20 protein-coding genes and 1 tRNA gene are annotated in these 17,442 nt (G+C 65.1%); 5 read left to right on the top strand and 16 right to left on the bottom strand.

What is annotated here, in order from left to right:
- Window positions 1–7: 7 nt before the first annotated feature.
- From GGR40_RS08760 to GGR40_RS08740, 5 genes are all read right to left on the bottom strand, one after another.
- Window positions 8–505: a dihydrofolate reductase gene (locus GGR40_RS08760; RefSeq protein WP_429275839.1), complete on the bottom strand. Its 498-nt coding sequence runs from the start codon at window positions 503–505 to the stop codon at window positions 8–10.
- A complete protein-coding gene (locus tag GGR40_RS08755) occupies window positions 505–1,563 on the bottom strand; it encodes a 5-(carboxyamino)imidazole ribonucleotide synthase (protein WP_429275838.1) in 1,059 nt (352 codons plus the stop codon). The genes GGR40_RS08760 and GGR40_RS08755 overlap by 1 nt, the downstream gene beginning before the upstream one ends.
- A gap of 79 nt (window positions 1,564–1,642) precedes the next feature.
- The gene (gene purE, locus GGR40_RS08750; protein ID WP_429275980.1) at window positions 1,643–2,098 is read right to left on the bottom strand and encodes a 5-(carboxyamino)imidazole ribonucleotide mutase; all 456 of its coding nucleotides are present in this window, start codon (window positions 2,096–2,098) and stop codon (window positions 1,643–1,645) included.
- 27 nt (window positions 2,099–2,125) lie between these two features.
- Window positions 2,126–2,812 carry a 2,3-diphosphoglycerate-dependent phosphoglycerate mutase gene (gpmA, locus tag GGR40_RS08745; protein WP_429275837.1) on the bottom strand — a complete coding sequence of 229 codons (687 nt, stop codon included), beginning with the start codon at window positions 2,810–2,812 and terminating at the stop codon, window positions 2,126–2,128.
- 53 nt (window positions 2,813–2,865) lie between these two features.
- Complete coding sequence (locus GGR40_RS08740) at window positions 2,866–3,081, bottom strand: hypothetical protein (RefSeq protein ID WP_429275836.1); 216 nt, start codon at window positions 3,079–3,081, stop codon at window positions 2,866–2,868.
- Between the two features lie 141 nt (window positions 3,082–3,222).
- Here GGR40_RS08740 and GGR40_RS08735 point away from each other — a divergent pair.
- From GGR40_RS08735 to GGR40_RS08720, 4 genes are all read left to right on the top strand, one after another.
- Window positions 3,223–3,297 (top strand) — tRNA-Thr (locus tag GGR40_RS08735).
- Between the two features lie 178 nt (window positions 3,298–3,475).
- Window positions 3,476–6,283: a TonB-dependent receptor gene (locus GGR40_RS08730; protein WP_429275835.1), complete on the top strand. Its 2,808-nt coding sequence runs from the start codon at window positions 3,476–3,478 to the stop codon at window positions 6,281–6,283.
- Window positions 6,283–7,422: a phytase gene (locus GGR40_RS08725; protein ID WP_429275834.1), complete on the top strand. Its 1,140-nt coding sequence runs from the start codon at window positions 6,283–6,285 to the stop codon at window positions 7,420–7,422. The genes GGR40_RS08730 and GGR40_RS08725 overlap by 1 nt, the downstream gene beginning before the upstream one ends.
- 72 nt (window positions 7,423–7,494) lie before the next feature.
- Window positions 7,495–8,130, top strand: a complete 636-nt coding sequence (locus GGR40_RS08720; protein WP_429275833.1) for a lytic transglycosylase domain-containing protein — start codon at window positions 7,495–7,497, stop codon at window positions 8,128–8,130.
- A 170-nt stretch (window positions 8,131–8,300) separates the two neighbouring features.
- Here the strand turns inward: GGR40_RS08720 and GGR40_RS08715 are convergent, their stop codons facing one another.
- The gene (locus GGR40_RS08715) at window positions 8,301–8,702 is read right to left on the bottom strand and encodes a hypothetical protein (RefSeq protein ID WP_429275832.1); all 402 of its coding nucleotides are present in this window, start codon (window positions 8,700–8,702) and stop codon (window positions 8,301–8,303) included.
- A 32-nt stretch (window positions 8,703–8,734) separates the two neighbouring features.
- Between GGR40_RS08715 and GGR40_RS08710 the strand changes: the two genes are divergently transcribed.
- Window positions 8,735–9,880: a serine hydrolase domain-containing protein gene (locus GGR40_RS08710; protein WP_429275979.1), complete on the top strand. Its 1,146-nt coding sequence runs from the start codon at window positions 8,735–8,737 to the stop codon at window positions 9,878–9,880.
- A 38-nt stretch (window positions 9,881–9,918) separates the two neighbouring features.
- Here GGR40_RS08710 and GGR40_RS08705 read toward each other — a convergent pair whose 3' ends face one another.
- From GGR40_RS08705 to GGR40_RS08660, 10 genes are all read right to left on the bottom strand, one after another.
- Complete coding sequence (locus GGR40_RS08705; protein WP_429275831.1) at window positions 9,919–10,284, bottom strand: HesB/IscA family protein; 366 nt, start codon at window positions 10,282–10,284, stop codon at window positions 9,919–9,921.
- Window positions 10,281–10,784: a GNAT family N-acetyltransferase gene (locus tag GGR40_RS08700; RefSeq protein ID WP_429275830.1), complete on the bottom strand. Its 504-nt coding sequence runs from the start codon at window positions 10,782–10,784 to the stop codon at window positions 10,281–10,283. Before GGR40_RS08700 ends, GGR40_RS08705 begins: the two co-directional genes overlap by 4 nt.
- Window positions 10,781–11,251: an SUF system Fe-S cluster assembly protein gene (locus GGR40_RS08695; protein ID WP_429275829.1), complete on the bottom strand. Its 471-nt coding sequence runs from the start codon at window positions 11,249–11,251 to the stop codon at window positions 10,781–10,783. The genes GGR40_RS08700 and GGR40_RS08695 overlap by 4 nt, the downstream gene beginning before the upstream one ends.
- On the bottom strand, window positions 11,248–12,447 hold the full coding sequence (locus GGR40_RS08690) for an aminotransferase class V-fold PLP-dependent enzyme (RefSeq protein WP_429275828.1): 1,200 nt from the start codon (window positions 12,445–12,447) through the stop codon (window positions 11,248–11,250). The genes GGR40_RS08695 and GGR40_RS08690 overlap by 4 nt, the downstream gene beginning before the upstream one ends.
- Window positions 12,444–13,181 (bottom strand): SufD family Fe-S cluster assembly protein, encoded by a 738-nt coding sequence (locus GGR40_RS08685; RefSeq protein ID WP_429275827.1) that lies wholly within the window; start codon window positions 13,179–13,181, stop codon window positions 12,444–12,446. The genes GGR40_RS08690 and GGR40_RS08685 overlap by 4 nt, the downstream gene beginning before the upstream one ends.
- Entirely contained in the window at window positions 13,178–13,930 is a 753-nt protein-coding gene (sufC, locus tag GGR40_RS08680; protein ID WP_429275978.1) for a Fe-S cluster assembly ATPase SufC, read from the bottom strand. The genes GGR40_RS08685 and sufC overlap by 4 nt, the downstream gene beginning before the upstream one ends.
- 2 nt (window positions 13,931–13,932) lie before the next feature.
- Window positions 13,933–14,361 carry a hypothetical protein gene (locus GGR40_RS08675; RefSeq protein ID WP_429275826.1) on the bottom strand — a complete coding sequence of 143 codons (429 nt, stop codon included), beginning with the start codon at window positions 14,359–14,361 and terminating at the stop codon, window positions 13,933–13,935.
- On the bottom strand, window positions 14,358–14,834 hold the full coding sequence (locus tag GGR40_RS08670) for an endonuclease domain-containing protein (protein ID WP_429275825.1): 477 nt from the start codon (window positions 14,832–14,834) through the stop codon (window positions 14,358–14,360). The genes GGR40_RS08675 and GGR40_RS08670 overlap by 4 nt, the downstream gene beginning before the upstream one ends.
- 190 nt (window positions 14,835–15,024) lie before the next feature.
- Entirely contained in the window at window positions 15,025–16,533 is a 1,509-nt protein-coding gene (gene sufB / locus GGR40_RS08665) for a Fe-S cluster assembly protein SufB (protein WP_429275824.1), read from the bottom strand.
- 1 nt (window position 16,534) lies between these two features.
- Complete coding sequence (locus tag GGR40_RS08660; RefSeq protein ID WP_429275823.1) at window positions 16,535–16,990, bottom strand: RrF2 family transcriptional regulator; 456 nt, start codon at window positions 16,988–16,990, stop codon at window positions 16,535–16,537.
- Window positions 16,991–17,442 lie beyond the last annotated feature (452 nt).

The following is a 17,442-nucleotide window of genomic DNA, read 5'->3' as shown; positions in this document are numbered from 1 at the left end:
TGTTCGGCTATAGGGCGCGCGTAAGAGTCACGAAAGCGTGTGCCGGGTATGCCCCTTGCGCCGGGTGCTCTTCACGCGCGGTTTCGTGCCATTCGGGGCCGGGCGGGGGCATCACGGTATCGCCTTCGTAGCTTCCTGCGATCTGGGTCAGTTCAATGCGGGTGGCCAGCGGCAGGAACAGCGCGTTGATCTCGGCCCCGCCGATCACCGCGACCTCGCCCTCACTCTCACCATTTCCGGCAAGGATGAGCGCCTCTTCCACCGAATGCGCCACTTCGGCCCCCGGCGCGCTCCAGCCGGTGTCGCGGGTCAGGACGATGTGGCGGCGACCCGGTAGAGGGCTGGGGAAGCTGTCGAAGGTCTTGCGGCCCATCACCATCGGCTTGCCCATGGTCAGCGCCTTGAACCGTTTCAGGTCGGCGGGCAGGCGCCAGGGCAGGTCGCCGTCGCGACCGATCACGCCGTTGGCGGCGCGCGCGTAGATGAGGAAGACGGTCTGCGCCATCAGTCCAGGATCAGCCGCGTCACATGGCCCATCTTGCGGCCCGGACGTGCCGCGCCCTTGCCGTAGAGGTGCAGATGATTGGCCGGATCGGCCAGGATCGTCGCCCAGTCGTCCGCCTCGTCGCCGATCAGGTTGCGCATTTCCACGCCCTTTGCGGCAAGGCCGGTGTCACCCAGCGGCAGGCCGCAGATGGCGCGGACGTGGTTCTCGAACTGGCTGGTGACGGCGCCCTCGATGGTCCAGTGCCCGGAATTGTGGACGCGCGGGGCCATCTCGTTGAAGACGGGGCCGTCCTTCGTGGCGAAGAATTCCAGCGTCAGCACGCCGACATAGCCCAGCGCGTCCGCGACCTTGGCCGCCAGCGCACGGGCGGCGGGCACCTGCTCCAGCAATTCCGCCGGGGCAGGCACGGTGCTGAGCGCCAGGATGCCGCTTTCGTGGACGTTGTGGGCGCTGTCGAAGAAGCGCACCTCGCCGTCCGCGCCGCGGCACAGGATCACCGAGAACTCGGCGAAGAAGGTGACGAAGCCCTCGTAGATCAGCGGGGTTGCCGGCAGGTCCAGCGATGCGGCGTCCTGCGGCGTCATGATGCGCCACTGGCCCTTGCCGTCGTACCCGTCGCGGCGGGTCTTGAGGATGCCGGGCGCGCCGATCGCGGCGATGGCATCGGCCAGATCCTGCGCGCTGTCGACCGGCGCGAAGGGGGCAGGGGTGCCGCCAAGCTCCGTGACGAAGCGCTTCTCGTTCAGGCGGTCCTGTGCAGTTTCCAGCGCCAGCGGGCCGGCCAGCAGCGGCGTACCACCCAGCGCGGCCAGCGGAGCGACCGGTACGTTCTCGAACTCGTACGTCACCACCGCGCAATCGGCGGCGAACCGCGACATCGCCTCGGCATCGTCCCAGGGTGCGCAGGTGAACGCGGCGCAGACTTCGGCTGCTATCGAATCGGCTTCCGGCGCATAGACGTGGCAGCGATAGCCCAGCTGCGCCGCGGCCATGGCGATCATCCGCCCAAGCTGGCCGCCGCCAAGGATGCCGATGGTCTCGCCGGGAGGGATCATTGCTTTGCCTGCGTCGTATGCCTGCGCCGGCCCCTCCGACAAGCCGAAGGTGCGCCGACGTGGAGTTGAAATCTGGCCGTCAGACCGGCTTTTGTGCCACGCCGTCCGTCTGCGCCTTGCGGAATTCCTTGAGCCGCTCTGCCAGCGCCGCATCGGACGTCGCCAGGATGGCGGCGGCCAGCAGGCCCGCGTTGGCCGCGCCCGCTTCGCCGATGGCCAGCGTGCCGACCGGGATGCCGGCGGGCATCTGCACGATGGAGAGCAGGCTGTCCTGCCCCGACAGCGCCTTGCTCTGCACGGGCACGCCCAGCACCGGCAGGTGAGTCATCGCAGCGATCATGCCGGGCAGGTGGGCAGCGCCCCCCGCTCCGGCGACGATCACCTTGAAGCCCTCGCCTTCCGCGCCATGTGCGAAATCCACCAGCCGCTGCGGCGTGCGATGGGCCGAGACGATGCGGGCGTCATAAGCAACGCCCAGCGTGTCGAGCATCTCGGCGGCCTTGACCATGGTCGGCCAGTCGGACTGGCTGCCCATGACGATCGCGACAGGAGCCGTCACCGATCAGCGCTCCGAGAGGTAGTAGCGGTCGAGCACCTTCAGGTCGGCGTCCAGTTCGTAGACGATCGGCTGGCCGGTGGGGATTTCAAGCCCGGTGATCTCTTCGTCGGAAATGCCCGAGAGGTGCTTTTCCAGCGCGCGCAGCGAATTGCCGTGAGCGGCGACCAGCACGGTCGATCCGGCATGCAGGTGCGGCACGATCGAGCCTTCGTAGTAGGGCAGGACGCGCGCGATGGTGTCCTTGAGGCTTTCGGTCATCGGCACGTCGATCCCGGCATAGCGCGGGTCTGCCGACAGGTCGAACTCGGTGCCCTTGTCCATCACCGGGGGCGGAATGTCGAAGCTGCGGCGCCAGATCTTGACCTGATCGTCGCCGTGCTTCGCTGCCGTCTCGGCCTTGTCCAGCCCGGTGAGGCCGCCATAGTGCCGCTCGTTCAGGCGCCAGTCCTTGGTTTCGGGAATCCACAGGATGCCGGCTTCTTCCAGCGCCAGATGCAGCGTCTTGATCGCGCGGGTCTGCAGCGAGGTGAACGCCACGTCGGGCAGCAGGCCCTTTGCCTTCAGCAGCGCCCCGGCGGCGCGGGCCTCGGCCTCACCCTTTTCGGTGACGTCCACGTCCCACCATCCGGTGAAGCGGTTTTCGAGGTTCCACTGGCTCTGGCCGTGGCGAAGCAGGATCAGGCGAGGCACTGTAAGCTCCCTATACTGTCAGGGACCGGACGGATGCGGTCTTGCCGCAGCCCCTAGCTTTCCAGGGGCGATTTGGCCAGTGGCGGTTTGTCCATCGGCGATTCGCCACCGAGAGCGCCATCATCAGGGCCATCGGCCCCCGGTTCGTGAAGCCCCGCAACGGCCCGCGCCTGCGCCTTTCGACGGCGCAGATTTTCGCGCAGCTTGGCGGCAAGCCGCTCTTCCTTGGTGGGTGTTGCGGATTTCAGGGGCGATTTCGGCTCGTTCATCGCCTGCTGAATTGCCGCTGCCGAAAAGAAAGCACAAGAGGCGCTTGACAATCGAACGCCGCGCGGACAATAGCGCCCCCCTGTCCCGGGGGCTTATGTCCCTGCCGACGGATGCCCCGCCAGACGGGGAACGGAATATGTGCTGCTGTAGCTCAGTGGTAGAGCGCGTCATTGGTAATGACGAGGTCGGGAGTTCAATCCTCCCTAGCAGCACCATTCCCCTTTTTCCTTTTTCAGACATATCGATGAACGGGCCGCAGCGCTTGCCGTCCCGCTTTGCTGCGTCGCAGCGAGCGTCATAAAACTGTCTTCGCTTTATCACGCGATCGTCATGTAACCGCCCTAGGGGCGCCCCTGAGGACACATAACGTCTTAACAGGGATCATATTCACTCATGAACCGCTCGCTCAAGTGCGTCGCCGGGCTGCTTGCCTCGGCTTCGTTCGCCACGCTCGCTCACGCTGGCGAAGTCGCCGGTCACGTCAATGATGCCACCGGCACCCGCGCTCTGCAGTCGGCGACCGTGCGCATCGTCGAACTGAACCGCGAGGTCGAGACGGACCGCGCCGGTTCGTATGTCTTCGGCGATGTTCCGGCGGGCACTTACACGCTCGAAGCCCGCTATGTCGGCGCGGAAGTGACCACGCAGTCGGTGACCGTGCCCGCGACGGGCCGGATCGACGGCAGCTTCGACCTGCCCGCGATCGGCGGCGGCGACATCCTCGTCACCGGCCAGACCGCGAACCTGACCAGCGCCCTGTCGCGCCAGAAGGCCGCGGACGGCGTCGAATCGGTGCTGACCCGCGACGCGGTCGGCCAGTTCCCCGACCAGAACGTGGCCGAATCGCTGCGCCGCCTGCCCGGCCTCAACATCCTCAACGACCAGGGCGAAGGCCGCTACGTTTCGGTGCGCGGCCTCGACCCGGACCTCAACGGCACTTCGGTGAACGGCGTGCGCCTGCCCGCGCCGGAATCGGAAAGCCGCTCGGTCGCGCTGGACGTCATCTCCTCCGACACCATCGAATCGATCGAGGTGAAGAAGAGCTTCACCCCCGACATGGACGGCGACTTCATCGGCGCCTCGGTGGAAATCCACACCACCAGCGCGTTCGACAGCAAGAAGAACCGCTACAACATCAGCGCCGAGGGCAGCTGGAACGACTATTCCAACAAGCTGACGCCCAAGGGTTCGTTCGACTTCACGCAGAAGATCGGCGACGATTTCGGCGTCGCCGGCTCGGTCAGCTACTACAAGCGCAAGTTCGAGACCGACAACGTCGAGATGGCCGACTGGACCGAGAACGACCAGGGCGCGGTCTATGGCGAGACGCTGGAATACCGCGACTACGACGTGGAACGCACCCGCATCAACGCGGCGCTGTCGTTCGACTGGCGCGTGTCGGACACGACCAAGGCCTATGTCCGTGGCAACTGGTCGCAGTTCGACGACCATGAATATCGCCGCCGCACGACCTTCGACTTCAGCGATTTCGGCGATCTGGCGACCGCGGATGGATCGACCGTCGGCTTCGACACCGCCGACCTCGACGACGGCGACAAGCTGACCGTGGAGCGCGACCACAAGGACCGTTTCGAGCGCCAGCGCATCCGCTCGGTCTCGATCGGCAGCGATACCGACACCGGCGTGTGGAAGTTCAACTGGCAGGCCAGCTATGCCAAGTCGACGGAGAAGGAGACCTTCTCGCTCGACCCGATGCGCTTCACCGGAGAGTTCGAGAACGATTCGGGCGTCGCCGTCAACGTCGACAACAGCGGGCGCTACTTCCCCACCTACTCCGCTTCGCGCGGCGGCAGCGTGCTGAACGATGCCTCGAACTATGTCTTCGACCGGCTTGAACTGACCACTCTGTCCGACAGCCAGGACGAGGAATGGGCGGCGAAGGCCGATCTGGCGCGCACGTTCGCGGGCGACAACGGCGACTTCACCGTTCAGGCCGGTGCCAAGGCCCGCTGGCGCACCAAGTCCTACGACTTCAACATGAGCCGCTTCAACGACTACGACGGCGACCTGACGCTGGCCGACGTGCCGGGCAAGCAGACCTATCGCCTGCTCGACATGGGGCCGGTGGCAAGCAAGCGCGGCCCGGCCGATTTCTATCTGGCCGACCGTGACGGCTTCGAGATCGACCCCGAGAACAGCCTGCTCGACAGCTCGACCACGGACTATCAGGTCAAGGAAGACATCACCGCCGCCTACCTGCTGGGTCGCTGGGATTCGGCCACCCTGCGCGTGATCGGCGGCGTGCGCATGGAGCACACGCGCAACAGGATGGAGGGCAACCTCGTCGCCGTGTCCGAGAACGATGATGGCGATACCGTGATCGACGTGTCGCCGGTCACCTACAAGCGCAGCTACACCAACTGGCTGCCAAGCCTGACGCTGCGCTACAGCCCGCAGCAGAACCTTGTTGCGCGCTTTGCCGGGTACAAGACGGTGGTGCGCCCCAAGCTGGGCCAGCTGGCGCCGCGCTATTCCATCAACGAGGACGGCGAGGCCGAGTTCGGCAACCCCGAGTTGAAGCCCTATCAGGCGTGGAACTTCGACGCCGGGTTCGAATACTACTTTGCGAAAAACGGCGCATTCACCGTCGGCGGTTTCTACAAGTCGGTGAAGGATTACACCTACTCGGCGTTCTCCACTGAGGAAGGCGTTTTCAACGGCGTGGAATACACCGAATTGCGCATGCCGATGAATGGCGACAAGGCGGAAATCGCGGGCGTCGAAGTCAGCTACAGCCAGGTCTTCTCGATGCTGCCTTCGCCCTTCGATGGCCTGCTGACCCAGTTGAACTACACCTACACTTACGCGCGCGGCACGGCGCTGGACGATGACGGCGTGGCCCGCCGCTTCAACCTGCCCAATGCGTCGAAGAACACCTTCAACGTGGTGCTCGGCTACGAGAAGGGTCCGATCAGCCTGCGCGCCGCCGGCACCTTCCGCGACAAGTACCTCGACGAGCTGGGCGATGCGCCCGAAACCGACCGCATCGTCAACCGGCACTTCCAGCTGGACCTCTCGGCCAAGTACAAGCTGACCGAGAACATCCGCCTCTTTGCGGACTGGGTGAACGTCAACAACGCGAAGTTTTACGCCTATCAGAACTTTGCCGGCGCCCAGCGCCTGCTGCAGTACGAGGAATACGGCTCGACCGTGAAGTTCGGCGCAAGGATGAGCTTCTGATGAAGCGCATCGTCACGACCGCAGCCCGGATCAGGGCCGACGCCGTGAAGCTGGGGTCGGGAGCATTGCTCCCGGCCTTCCTGCTTTCCGCCTGCGCCACTGCTGGAACGACCGCCGGTTCCACTCCGCCAGCGCCGCCGCGCCCCTATTACCCCGCAGTCGCGATCCCGGCACAGGGAGAGACGACCCCGGTGGGCACCGGCAACGCCGATGCGGCGGACGATCCGGCGATCTGGCGCAATGCCGCCAATCCCGCCGCCAGCCTGATCCTGGGCACGGACAAGAAGGCGGGCCTCTACGTCTACGCGCTTGATGGCAGCGTGAAGGATTTCTCTCCCGCCGGTGCGCTCAATAACGCAGACCTGCGCGAAGTGCGCCTTGCCGGCGGGGCCAGCCGGATTCTGGTAGGCGCCAGCGACCGCACCGACAGGGCAGAGCCGCGCATCGCGCTGTTCAGCCTCGACGGCACCGCCGGCAAGCTGACGGTGCTGGGCACCGAGACGTTCCTGCCGCGCGGCCATGCCCCTGCCGAGGCCTATGGCTTCTGCATGGGCGCACCGCTTGCAGCAGGCGAACTGGCGCGCGCCTATGTCGTGCTCAAGGACGGGACCGTCGCGGAAAGCAGGCTGGTGGAAAAGGCGGGCAGGATCGTCCCCGAACACCTGCGCGACGTGAAGTTCGCCACCCAGTCCGAAGGCTGCGTGGTCGATGACGCCACCCGCACGCTCTACGTCGCCGAAGAGGACGTGGCGATCTGGAAGGTGCCGCTTTCGGGCACCGCGCTGACCGCGCAGTCCTTTGCCCGCGTGGGCGAGGCGGACGGTCTGGTCGACGACATCGAAGGGCTTGCCGTGGCCCACGCCGATGGCCGCTCGTGGCTGGTCGCGTCCAGTCAGGGCGACAATGCCTACGTGCTGTTCGACCTTGCCACCGGCAGGTCCGCGGGCCGCTTCCGCGTCGATGGCGGCGCGATCGGCGGCACCAGCGACACCGACGGCATCGAGGTGATCCTGGGCGATTTCGGTCCGCAGTATCCCGAGGGTCTTTTCGTCGCGCAGGACGGCAACAACGCCCCCAAGGCGCAAAACTTCAAGCTGCTGTCCTGGCGCGCCATCCGCACGGCGCTGGGCACCAAGTGACCTGCGCCTGCCGCATTGCCGGGGATGAGGGCCGTGTGTGACTCGCAAGCGGCGATGCGGTAGGAGCGCCCCATGGTGAGGGACATCGAATCGATGCGGGTTCTGGCGCTTTGCGCTCTGTTCGTCGGCATGGTCCTGCCGGGTACGGCGCGGGCGGATGTCATGCAGATCGGCGCCGGTGGCCATGAATGGATCGCGGGGGGGCCGGTTGCGGCAGTCCCGCCGATTTCGGACGTGCCCGGGCAGGTCGAGGACGCTCCGCTGGAGGTCGATGCCGGCCTGCACCCTCAGTCGATCACCCAGGCGCTCGACGCTGCCGGGCCCACCCGCTGGCGCGATCGGGTGGCGGTGCTTGCTGCAAAGTACGACATCAGCCCGGCCCTGCTCGAAGCGGTGGTCTGGCAGGAAAGCCGCTGGAACGAACGGGCCGTGTCGCCCGTGGGCGCGCGGGGACTGGCGCAGCTGATGCCCGGCACGGCGGCGCAGATGGGGGTGAACCCGGCCGATCCAACCGCCAACCTCGAAGGCGGCGCGCGCTATCTGCGCATGCAGCTGGACGCGTTCGGCGGCAACATCGAAAAGGCGCTGGCGGCCTACAACGCCGGTCCCGCGCGCGTGCTGAAGGCGGGCGGCATTCCCAACATCCGCGAAACGAAGGCCTACGTGGCGGCCATCATGGCGCGGCTGACCGACCCGGTCCGGCAGTAAGCAGCCGCTTCGCCGGCGCGGTTCGATTTTCCTACAAGCGCGCGGCCTGCTACCTTCGTGACGGGTCTTTCACATCGTCGAAATCCGCCGCGCCGTGTCCTTCATGGAAACGGCCCCCGCGCATGTATGTCATCAACTTGGTGCCGTTCCGCGCCGAGCCGAGGGCGTCCTCAGTTCGGCCACGGCTCCAGCCGGCAACCCCGGCGCGGGTCGAAATCGGCGCTCTGCTGCGCCAGCAACGGCACCGAGGCGCGGATGGCGTGCCTCTCCGCATCCTCCGAAAGCGACACCCAGCGCGCCGCCCCGGTCAGCCCGGCCACTTTCAGATCGCCTGTGCATGTGCCCAGCGAACGCTGCGATACGAACCGGCACACGCAGCCCACGCGCGCACCGAATGCCGCGCCCACGAGCGCCTCTTCACGCAGCGATCGCCACATCCACCCCAGCCACAACACAAGCGCCACCACCAGCAGCAGGATCAGGTTGCGTTTCCAGCGAGAGGGTTGCCGGGTGGGATAGACGGCGCCCGTTGCGCCATTGTCCCCCGGTCCGGATTGCCCGGATATTGCCATTCTCCAACGCCTCGCACATGACCTGCGGCACCATGTCGGTGCGCCGCCTTCCCCTTATCCTCGCCATGCTTGCCCCGCTACCCCTGCTCGCAGGCTGCGGTTCGGGCACGTCGGACGGACCCCCGCCGCCCAGCGCAGAGGCGCAGGCAGCCATCCGCAACGGCGGCGGCGCTCCGCGCGAATCGCTGGCGCGCACCGTCGATCGCCTGTTCGACGAGGAGAAGGTCGGCAAGACCGATGCTCTGGTGGTGTTCAAGCGCGGCTCGGTCATCGTCGAACGCTATGGCGCCGGGATAAAACGCGAATCGCGCCTGCCCGGCTGGAGCGCAGGCCAGTGCGTGACCGCGCTGATGATCGGCCAACTGGTCAGCGACGGTCGCCTGCGGCTGGGCGAATCCGTCCCCGTCCCAGAATGGCAGCGCCCCGGCGACCCGCGCGGGGTCATCACCCTCAAGCAGTTGCTCCAGATGCGCTCGGGCCTGCGCCACGTCGAAATGACGGGGGCGGGGGCCGGCACCGTCGAAGGCGAATCGGACCGCATGCGGATGCTGTTCCTCGACGGCCGGGACGACATGGCCTCCTACGCCGAAGCGCAGCCGCTGGAAGCCCCGGCAGGCAAGGTGTTCGAGCATTCGTCGGCCAGCGCGGTGATCCTGTCTGACCTGGCGGCGCGCGTGTTGTCCCCCGACCGCGATCCGATGCGGCGGCAGGTTGCGGTCAACGAATACCTGCGCAACCGCGTGCTGGCGCCCATCGGCTTGGGATCGGCCATCGTCGGCTACGACCGGGCCGGGACTATGATCGGCTCGGGCATGATTGCCATGACCGCGCGCGAATGGGGCAATCTGGGCGAATTCCTGCGCCACACCGGCTCCGTCGGCGGCGCACAGATCCTGCCGCGCCGCTGGGTGCAGTTCATGCTGGAATCCTCGCCACGAGAACCGGGCTATGGCGCGGGGGTATGGCTCAACCGCGGCGAGGCTGGCGACGGCGCGCGGCTCTGGCCGGGATCGGCGGGGAAGAACGTCTTCGCATGCCTTGGCGATTACGGCCAGTTCGTGATCGGATCGCCGGACCAGTTGCTCACCGTCGTGCGCATCGGCCACAGCGACCCGGCGCAGGAGCGTGAGGCGCACGATCAGCTGGGCGAACTGCTGGCGCTGTTCCCGAAGAATTGAGCGTGTCGCCCCGGATCGAGTCCGGGACGACCAGCACATCAGACCGTGAAGCTTTCCCCGCACCCGCACGCGCCCTTGGCGTTGGGGTTGTTGAACACGAAACCGGCGGTGAAATCGTCTTCCACCCAGTCCATCGTGCTGCCCACCAGATAAAGCACCGAAGCGCTGTCGATGTAGAACAGGCCGCCGGGCGTCTCGATCTTCTCGTCGAACCTGGCTTCTTCGGTGACGTAATCGACCGAGTAGGCGAGGCCCGAACAGCCGCGCCGCGGGGTGGAGAGCTTCACCCCGATGGCGTTTTCAGGCGCTTCGGCCATCAGCCTGGCGATGCGGGCCTCCGCATTCGGCGTCAGGATGACGGCGGCGGGGCGGGCCGGACGGGTCTTGGTAGTGATGTCGGTCATGAGAGCCTCTTCTGCCAGAACAGCGCGTGTCCGGCCTCGGGGTCGAGCTGGTAGTCGCCGTAGCCCAACGACGCATAAAGCGCCTTGGCGCGTTCGTTGCCGCTCAGCACTTCGAGCGTGATCTTGCAGGCGCCAAGCATGCGCGCTTCGGCTTCAATCGCGGCGAACAGGGCGCGGGCGATACCCTTGCCGCGATGGGCAGGGGCCACGGCCATGTCATGGATGTTGACCAGCGGGCGGGCGGCGAATGTCGAAAAGCCGGTGAAGCAGTTGGCGATGCCCACCGCCTCGCCGTCGATGCGCGCAAGCACGACGAAGGCGCCGGGCACTTGCGAAAGCGCCGGCACCAGTCGCTGGCGCACGTCATCGGAGAGCGGCTCACCCCCGCCCATCGGATCGCGCGCATAGATGTCGAGCATCGCCACGATCGCCGCCGCGTCGGCAGGATCGGCGAAGTCGGCCTTTGCAATCGACAGGGCAGGGGAGAGGGTCTGGCTCACAGCATCCCCAGTTCCAGCTTCGCCTCGTCGGACATCTTGGCCATGTCCCACGGCGGATCCCAGACGAGGCTGACTTCGCAATCGCGCACGCCGGGAACCGAAGCCACGCGCAGTTCCACTTCGCCCGGCATCGATTCGGCAACCGGGCAATGCGGGGTGGTCAGCGTCATCGTCACCGCCACCGACGCTTCGGGAGAAACATCGACGCCGTAGATCAGGCCCAGATCGTAGATGTTGACCGGGATTTCCGGGTCGAAGATCTCCTTCAGCGCATCGATCACGCCTTCGTAGAGATCGCCACCCGGGCCGGTCGGATCCTGATCCTTGGGCTTTTCGGCAAGGAACCCGTCGAGATAGTCACGCTTGCGCTCTTCCGCAGGCGGAGCGGCATCGTCCACGCGGGCGCGCGGAGCGGGGGGGGCCGCTTCGACTTCCTCGACCGTGAAGGTCTGCTTCTGATCGCTCATCCAAAAATTCTCCTGGTGCGCTCGATCCCTTTCAGGAGCGCCTCGATATCGCTTTCGTCGCTGTAGAGGCCAAAGCTGGCGCGCGCCGTCGCCGGTACGCCAAGATGCTCCATCAGCGGCTGTGCGCAGTGATGCCCGGCACGGATCGCCACGCCTTCTTCGTCCAATATGGTGCCGAGGTCATGCGGATGCACCCCGTCGAGCGCAAAACTGACGATGCCCAGCGAATCGTCCGGGCCGAACAGGGTCACGTCGTTGCGCTTGCGCAGTTCGGTACGCAGCCGGGTGGCCAGATCGCGCTCATGCTTTTCGGCGCGGTCGAGGCCGATGTCGGACAGCCAGTCCATCGCCGCTGCCATGCCGATGGCTTCGACGATGTTGGGCGTGCCTGCCTCGAACCGCTGCGGTGCGGGGGCGTAAGTGGTGCCTTCGAAGCTGACTTTGTCGATCATCGAGCCGCCCCCCTGCCACGGCGGCATCGTATCGAGAATTTCTTTGCGCGCCCACAGCACGCCGATCCCGGTTGGGCCATAGAGCTTGTGAGCGGAGAACGCGTAGAAATCGCAGCCGAACGCCGTCATATCCAGCGCAAGGCGCGGCGCGGCCTGACACCCGTCGATCAGCAGCTTGGCGCCGACTGCATGGGCCAGCTTCGCCGCATGTTCCACGTGGAGCACACTGCCCAGCACATTGGATACGTGAGCGAAAGCGACCAACTTGTGCGCGGGCGTCAGGATGCGTTCGGCGGCGTCGAGGTCGATGCGGCCATCGGCGGTCAGCGGGCAGACGTCGATTTCGACGCCATTGCGCAGCAGCTGCCAGGGCACGATGTTGGAGTGGTGCTCCAGCATCGAGACAAGGATGCGGTCGCCGGGCTTGAGCGTGTTGGCGGCCCAGCTCTGCGCGACGAGGTTGATCGATTCGGTCGCCCCGCGGGTGAAGACGATTTCGTCCTCGTCCGCGTTCATGAAAGCGGCAACGCGGCGGCGGGCCGCCTCGAACGCCAGCGTCATGTCGGCGGAGCGGGCATAGACGCCGCGATGCACGGTCGCGTACTTCTCGCCCATCGCCGCGACGGTTGCGTCGATCACGACCTGCGGCTTCTGCGAGGTGGCGGCGGTGTCGAGGTAGTGCCAGTCGCCCGCCAGACCGGGAAACTGGTCTTTCAGGACGAGTTCTGCGGTATCCAGTGTCACAGGATCGCCTCCAGTCGGGCCAGCGCTGCCGTACTCAGTTCTTCCTCGCCGGGGGCGCCGGTGAAGGCTTCGGCGATGAAGGCCTGGAGCATCAGGCGCTTGGCCTGCGGCGGGGTAAGGCCGCGGCTCATCAGGTAGAACAGGCCCTGCGCGTCCAGTTCGCCGACGGCGCAGCCGTGCGCGGCCTTGACGTCGTCGGCGTAGATTTCCAGTTCCGGGCGCGCATTGGCGGTGGCCGTGCGCTCCAGCAGCATGGCGCGCACGGATTGCTCGGCGTCGGTGCCGTCAGCGCCGCGCTCCACCGCGATGCGGCCGAGGTACGTGCCGACCGACTTGCCGGCCAGCACGGTGCGCACGATCTGCTCGGACGTGGCGTTCAGCCCCGCGTGCGTGACTTCGGTGACGATTTCCAGCGTCTCCTCGCCAGTGGCAAGCTGCGCTGCGCCCAGCGTGAAGTCAGCCCCTTCGCCCAGCCGCACGTCCACCGCAATGCGGCCATAAGCCGGGCCGGCGGTCAGCACCCGCAAGTCGAACTTCGCGCCCTTGCCGAGCGTGATGGAGATATGGCGGGCGACGGGGTCGGCACCGGTTTCGACGATCTGGAGCGAGTCTTCCGCGCCATCGGCAACCGCGATTTCCTCGGTCACGATCGGCCAGACGGTCTCCAGCGCCGCGATGTCGGAGTAGCGGAAATCCTCATGCCTACGTGAGGGGAGGGCCAGTTCGACGTTCATGCCGCTTCCTGCACCACCGCTTCGTAGCCCTCTTCCTCAAGGCGCAGGGCAAGGTCGGGACCGCCCGACTTGACGATGCGCCCGGCGGCGAGGACGTGGACGAAGTCTGGCTTCACGTAATCCAGCAGGCGCTGATAGTGCGTGATAAGCAGCACGGCCTTGTCGGGCGCGCGCATGATCGCGTTGATGCCTTCGCCGCAGATGCGGAGCGCGTCGATGTCGAGGCCCGAGTCGGTTTCGTCGAGGATCGCCAGCTTGGGGTTGAGGATGCCCATCTGCACCATCTCGGCGCGCTTCTTTTCGCCGCCCGAGAAGCCGACGTTCACCGGACGCTTGAGCATGTCCATGTCCATGCGCAGCAGGCCGGCCTTTTCCTTCGCGAGCTTCAGGAATTCGCCGCCCGACAGCGGTTCCTCTCCCCGGCCCTTGCGCTGGGCGTTGGCCGCTTCGCGCAGGAACTGAACGAAGGAGACGCCGGGGATCTCGACCGGGTACTGGAAACCCAGGAACAGGCCCGCAGCGGCACGTTCATGCGGTTCGAGTTCGAGCAGATCGACGCCTGCGAAGTCCACCGAGCCGCCGGTCACCTCATAGCCAGGACGACCGCCCAGCGTGTAGCCTAGCGTCGATTTGCCCGCGCCGTTCGGCCCCATGATCGCGTGGATCTCGCCGGGGTTGATGGTGAGCGACAGACCTTTCAGGATCGGCTTGTCGGCGACGTTGGCCTGGAGGTTATCGATCTTGAGCATAGTCATTGGTTCACCACTAGGTCTTTAGATGCCCACACCAAGGCGGAGAGAGTGATCGTATCGAGGGACAACAGTTCATCCCGCACAAGCTTTTTGCGTTCGGTTTCATCCGGAACTGTTTCAGCTAGCGCGAGCATGCCGTCTGCTACGACTTGGGCGCGTTCGGCAGTGCAATCTACTGGCCCATTCCGGAAATCCATCTTTGGAGCCAGCGTCTCAAAAGCGCCAACGGCCTTGAATGCCCAGGTATCGAGGCATTTTGCATAAGGCATTATTGCTTTTTCCAGCACCGGCGGCCCGTCGCTCGCCATATTGATTTCTACGGTTTTTTTCACTCCGGCATTAGCCTGAGAGGCGGCGTAAACAGATGTTCCGGCGCAAGTGACCGCTGTGAAAAGGATGAGGCATTTTGCCGCTGAGGAGAGGTTCATGCCGTTTCTCCATTAGCAAACTTAGCCTTGCGGCGTGCCGAGCGCTTGTCGAACGGTACGTTGATTTCGGTGTTGATCTCGCGGACGACGGTATCGACGTTGCCGATCACTTCCTCTTCCGAGAAGCGCAGCACGCGAATGCCGACTTCGATCAGCTTGCGGTCCTGCAGCTCGTTGACGTCGGCGTTTGAATCCTCGGCGCTGATCTGGACCACGATCCAGCGCGAAGGGCAGGCGAAATCGACGATCGTCGAGCCGACCACCGACTGGCGGATGAACTTCACGCCGCCCAGCTTCGAGCCGGAAAGCTGCGTCCACAGCGCCTTTTGCGCTTCGGTGGGATTGCGGCGCTGGTCGCGCGCGCGTTCCTTCAGCGTATCCAGCCGCGCACCGGTGAGGGCGAAGCTGGCCTTGGCATCCTTGGGCGCGCTTGTCGCGCGACTGATGCCCAGGGTCTTGCGGGCGGCGGTCATGGTGTAGTCCTTCGTATCTTTACGTTTTTCTTGTCACCCTGAACTTGTTTCAGGGTCCATTGTGCCTCTTGCGCGGTGGCCTGCCGCAGCGAGCCGACCGGGCGGCTGGTGAAGCCAACCGTCGGCCTACGCTGCCCGATGGACCCTGAAACGAGTTCAGAGTGACGGGGGCAAAAGGGGCGGGCTGGCACTATCCCACCGAACCTTCAAGCGAGATCCCCAGCAGTTTCTGCGCCTCAACCGCGAACTCCATCGGCAGCTGTTGCAGCACTTCCTTGGCAAAGCCGTTGACGATCAGCGCCACCGCCTGCTCGGTGTCGAGGCCGCGCTGCATGGCGTAGAACAGCTGGTCGTCGCTGATCTTGCTGGTGGTCGCCTCATGCTCGATCTGGGCGCTGGGATTGCGCACTTCGATGTAGGGCACCGTATGCGCGCCGCACTCCTTGCCGAGCAGCAGCGAATCGCATTGGGTAAAGTTGCGCACACCGTCGGCATTGGCGCCCACGCGCACGAGGCCGCGATAGGTGTTGTTGCTCTTGCCCGCAGAAATGCCCTTCGAGATGATCGTGGAGCGGCTGCCTTTGCCGTTGTGGATCATCTTGGTGCCGGTATCGGCCTGCTGGTAGTTGTTGGTGACGGCCACCGAGTAGAACTCGCCCACCGAATCCTCGCCGTTGAGGACGCAGCTGGGGTACTTCCACGTCACCGCAGAGCCGGTTTCCACCTGAGTCCAGCTGATCTTCGACCGCGCGCCCTGGCACAACCCGCGCTTGGTGACGAAGTTGTAGATGCCGCCCTTCCCGTTGGCATCGCCGGGATACCAGTTCTGGACGGTGGAATACTTGATCTCCGCATCGTCCATCGCGACCAGTTCGACGACCGCAGCGTGAAGCTGGTTCTCGTCGCGCATGGGGGCGGTGCAGCCCTCAAGGTAGGAGACGTAGCTGCCCTTTTCTGCGACGATCAGCGTGCGTTCGAACTGTCCGGTGTTTTCCGCGTTGATGCGGAAATAGGTGCTCAGTTCCATCGGGCAGCGGACGCCTTCGGGGATGTAGACGAAGGTGCCGTCCGAGAAGACCGCACAGTTCAGCGCTGCGAAGTAGTTGTCATGGACCGGCACCACGCGGCCCAGCCACTTCTTCACCAGATCGGGAAATTCGCGGATCGCTTCGGAGATGGAGCGGAAGATGACGCCCGCCTGCTCCAGCTCCTTACGGAAGGTGGTGGCGACCGAAACCGAATCGAACACCGCGTCCACCGCGACCTTGCGCGCGCCTTCGACGCCGGCGAGCACTTTCTGCTCCTCCAGCGGAATGCCCAGCTTTTCATAGACGCGCAGGATTTCGGGATCGACTTCGTCAAGGCTGCCAAGCGCGTCCTTCTTCTTGGGTGCGGCCCAGTAGTAGGCTTCCTGGTAGTCGATAGGCGGCACGTCCAGCTTGGCCCAGTCCGGCGGAGTCATCTCCAGCCACCTGGCATAAGCCTTCAGGCGCCAGTCGAGCATCCATTCCGGCTCGTCCTTCTTGGCCGAGATGAAGCGGATGGTGTCTTCGGACAGGCCCTTGGGGCCGTATTCCTGCTCGATGTCAGACGACCAGCCGTGCTCATACTCGGCGACGCGGGCAGCTGCCTCGCGTGCGGCCTGATCGCGCTCGGGAACTTCGCGTTCTGGCGCGAGGGGGAGGGTTTCTTCGGTCATCTCAAACTTCCTCGACGAGCTGGGTCAGCGCCACCTGGGCGAGCGCTCCGCGCACGGCCGCATTCACTTGCGGCCAGTGGCCTTTGACGTTGCAGCAGGAATCCAGCGTGCAGTCGCTTTTGCTGCGATCGACGCATGTGGTGAGCGCAATCGGCCCTTCCACCGCTTCGACGATGTCCGCCAGCGAGATCGTCGCCGGGGGACGTGCGAGTCGCAAGCCCCCACCGACGCCGCGCGACGAGCGCATCAGTCCGGCTGCGGACAGCTTGCTCACCAGCTTCTGCACCGTCGGCGCAGGCAGTCCGGTTTCTTCGGCCAGCTGGCTGGCGGACACGCGCGCCCGGCTATTGCCGGAATACGGGCCGCCCGCCTGCTCTATGAGCGAGCACGTGCCGCAATGTCGCGCCGCAGCGGACATTATGACAACAGCATAATCTGTCATGCTGGACAGGCGCATGAGCGGGCTTTCGGATTCCTGTGTTTAAATCGGATCAATTTATTCCGATTTGCACCTAGTGCAGGGCGCGCCGGGATTCAATGCCCGTGTTCAGCCCTTTTCGCGTGTACGAGCGATTCATCGCTGCGGGTCCATAGCTCGTCGCAAAACTTTCACAAGCGATGGAAATTTTCTTGCGCAATTCGTCCTGTATGGGACCAATGCGATCACGCAGAGAAAAAAGGCGGTCCCCGATCGCAATCAGGAACCGCCATTAAGTTTATAAAGAACTCGAGCGCAATCGGCTACGAGCCCTTCGGGTCGCAGGCCGGGTGTATGCGCGGTACGGCGTCATTTATTGTATAAACGCGACACGTTCGCAGGTCGGTGCCAGCTAGTGCGGTACCCAATTGTCGATTTCATCTCGCATTGCAGCAATAAGAAGCGTTTGAGCAACACCTCCCACGGCGTTA

This window comes from Novosphingobium gossypii (assembly GCF_050433305.1).
GTDB classification, from domain to species: Bacteria; Pseudomonadota; Alphaproteobacteria; order Sphingomonadales; family Sphingomonadaceae; genus Novosphingobium; species Novosphingobium gossypii.
This window is presented reverse-complemented; position numbering and strand designations above follow the sequence as displayed.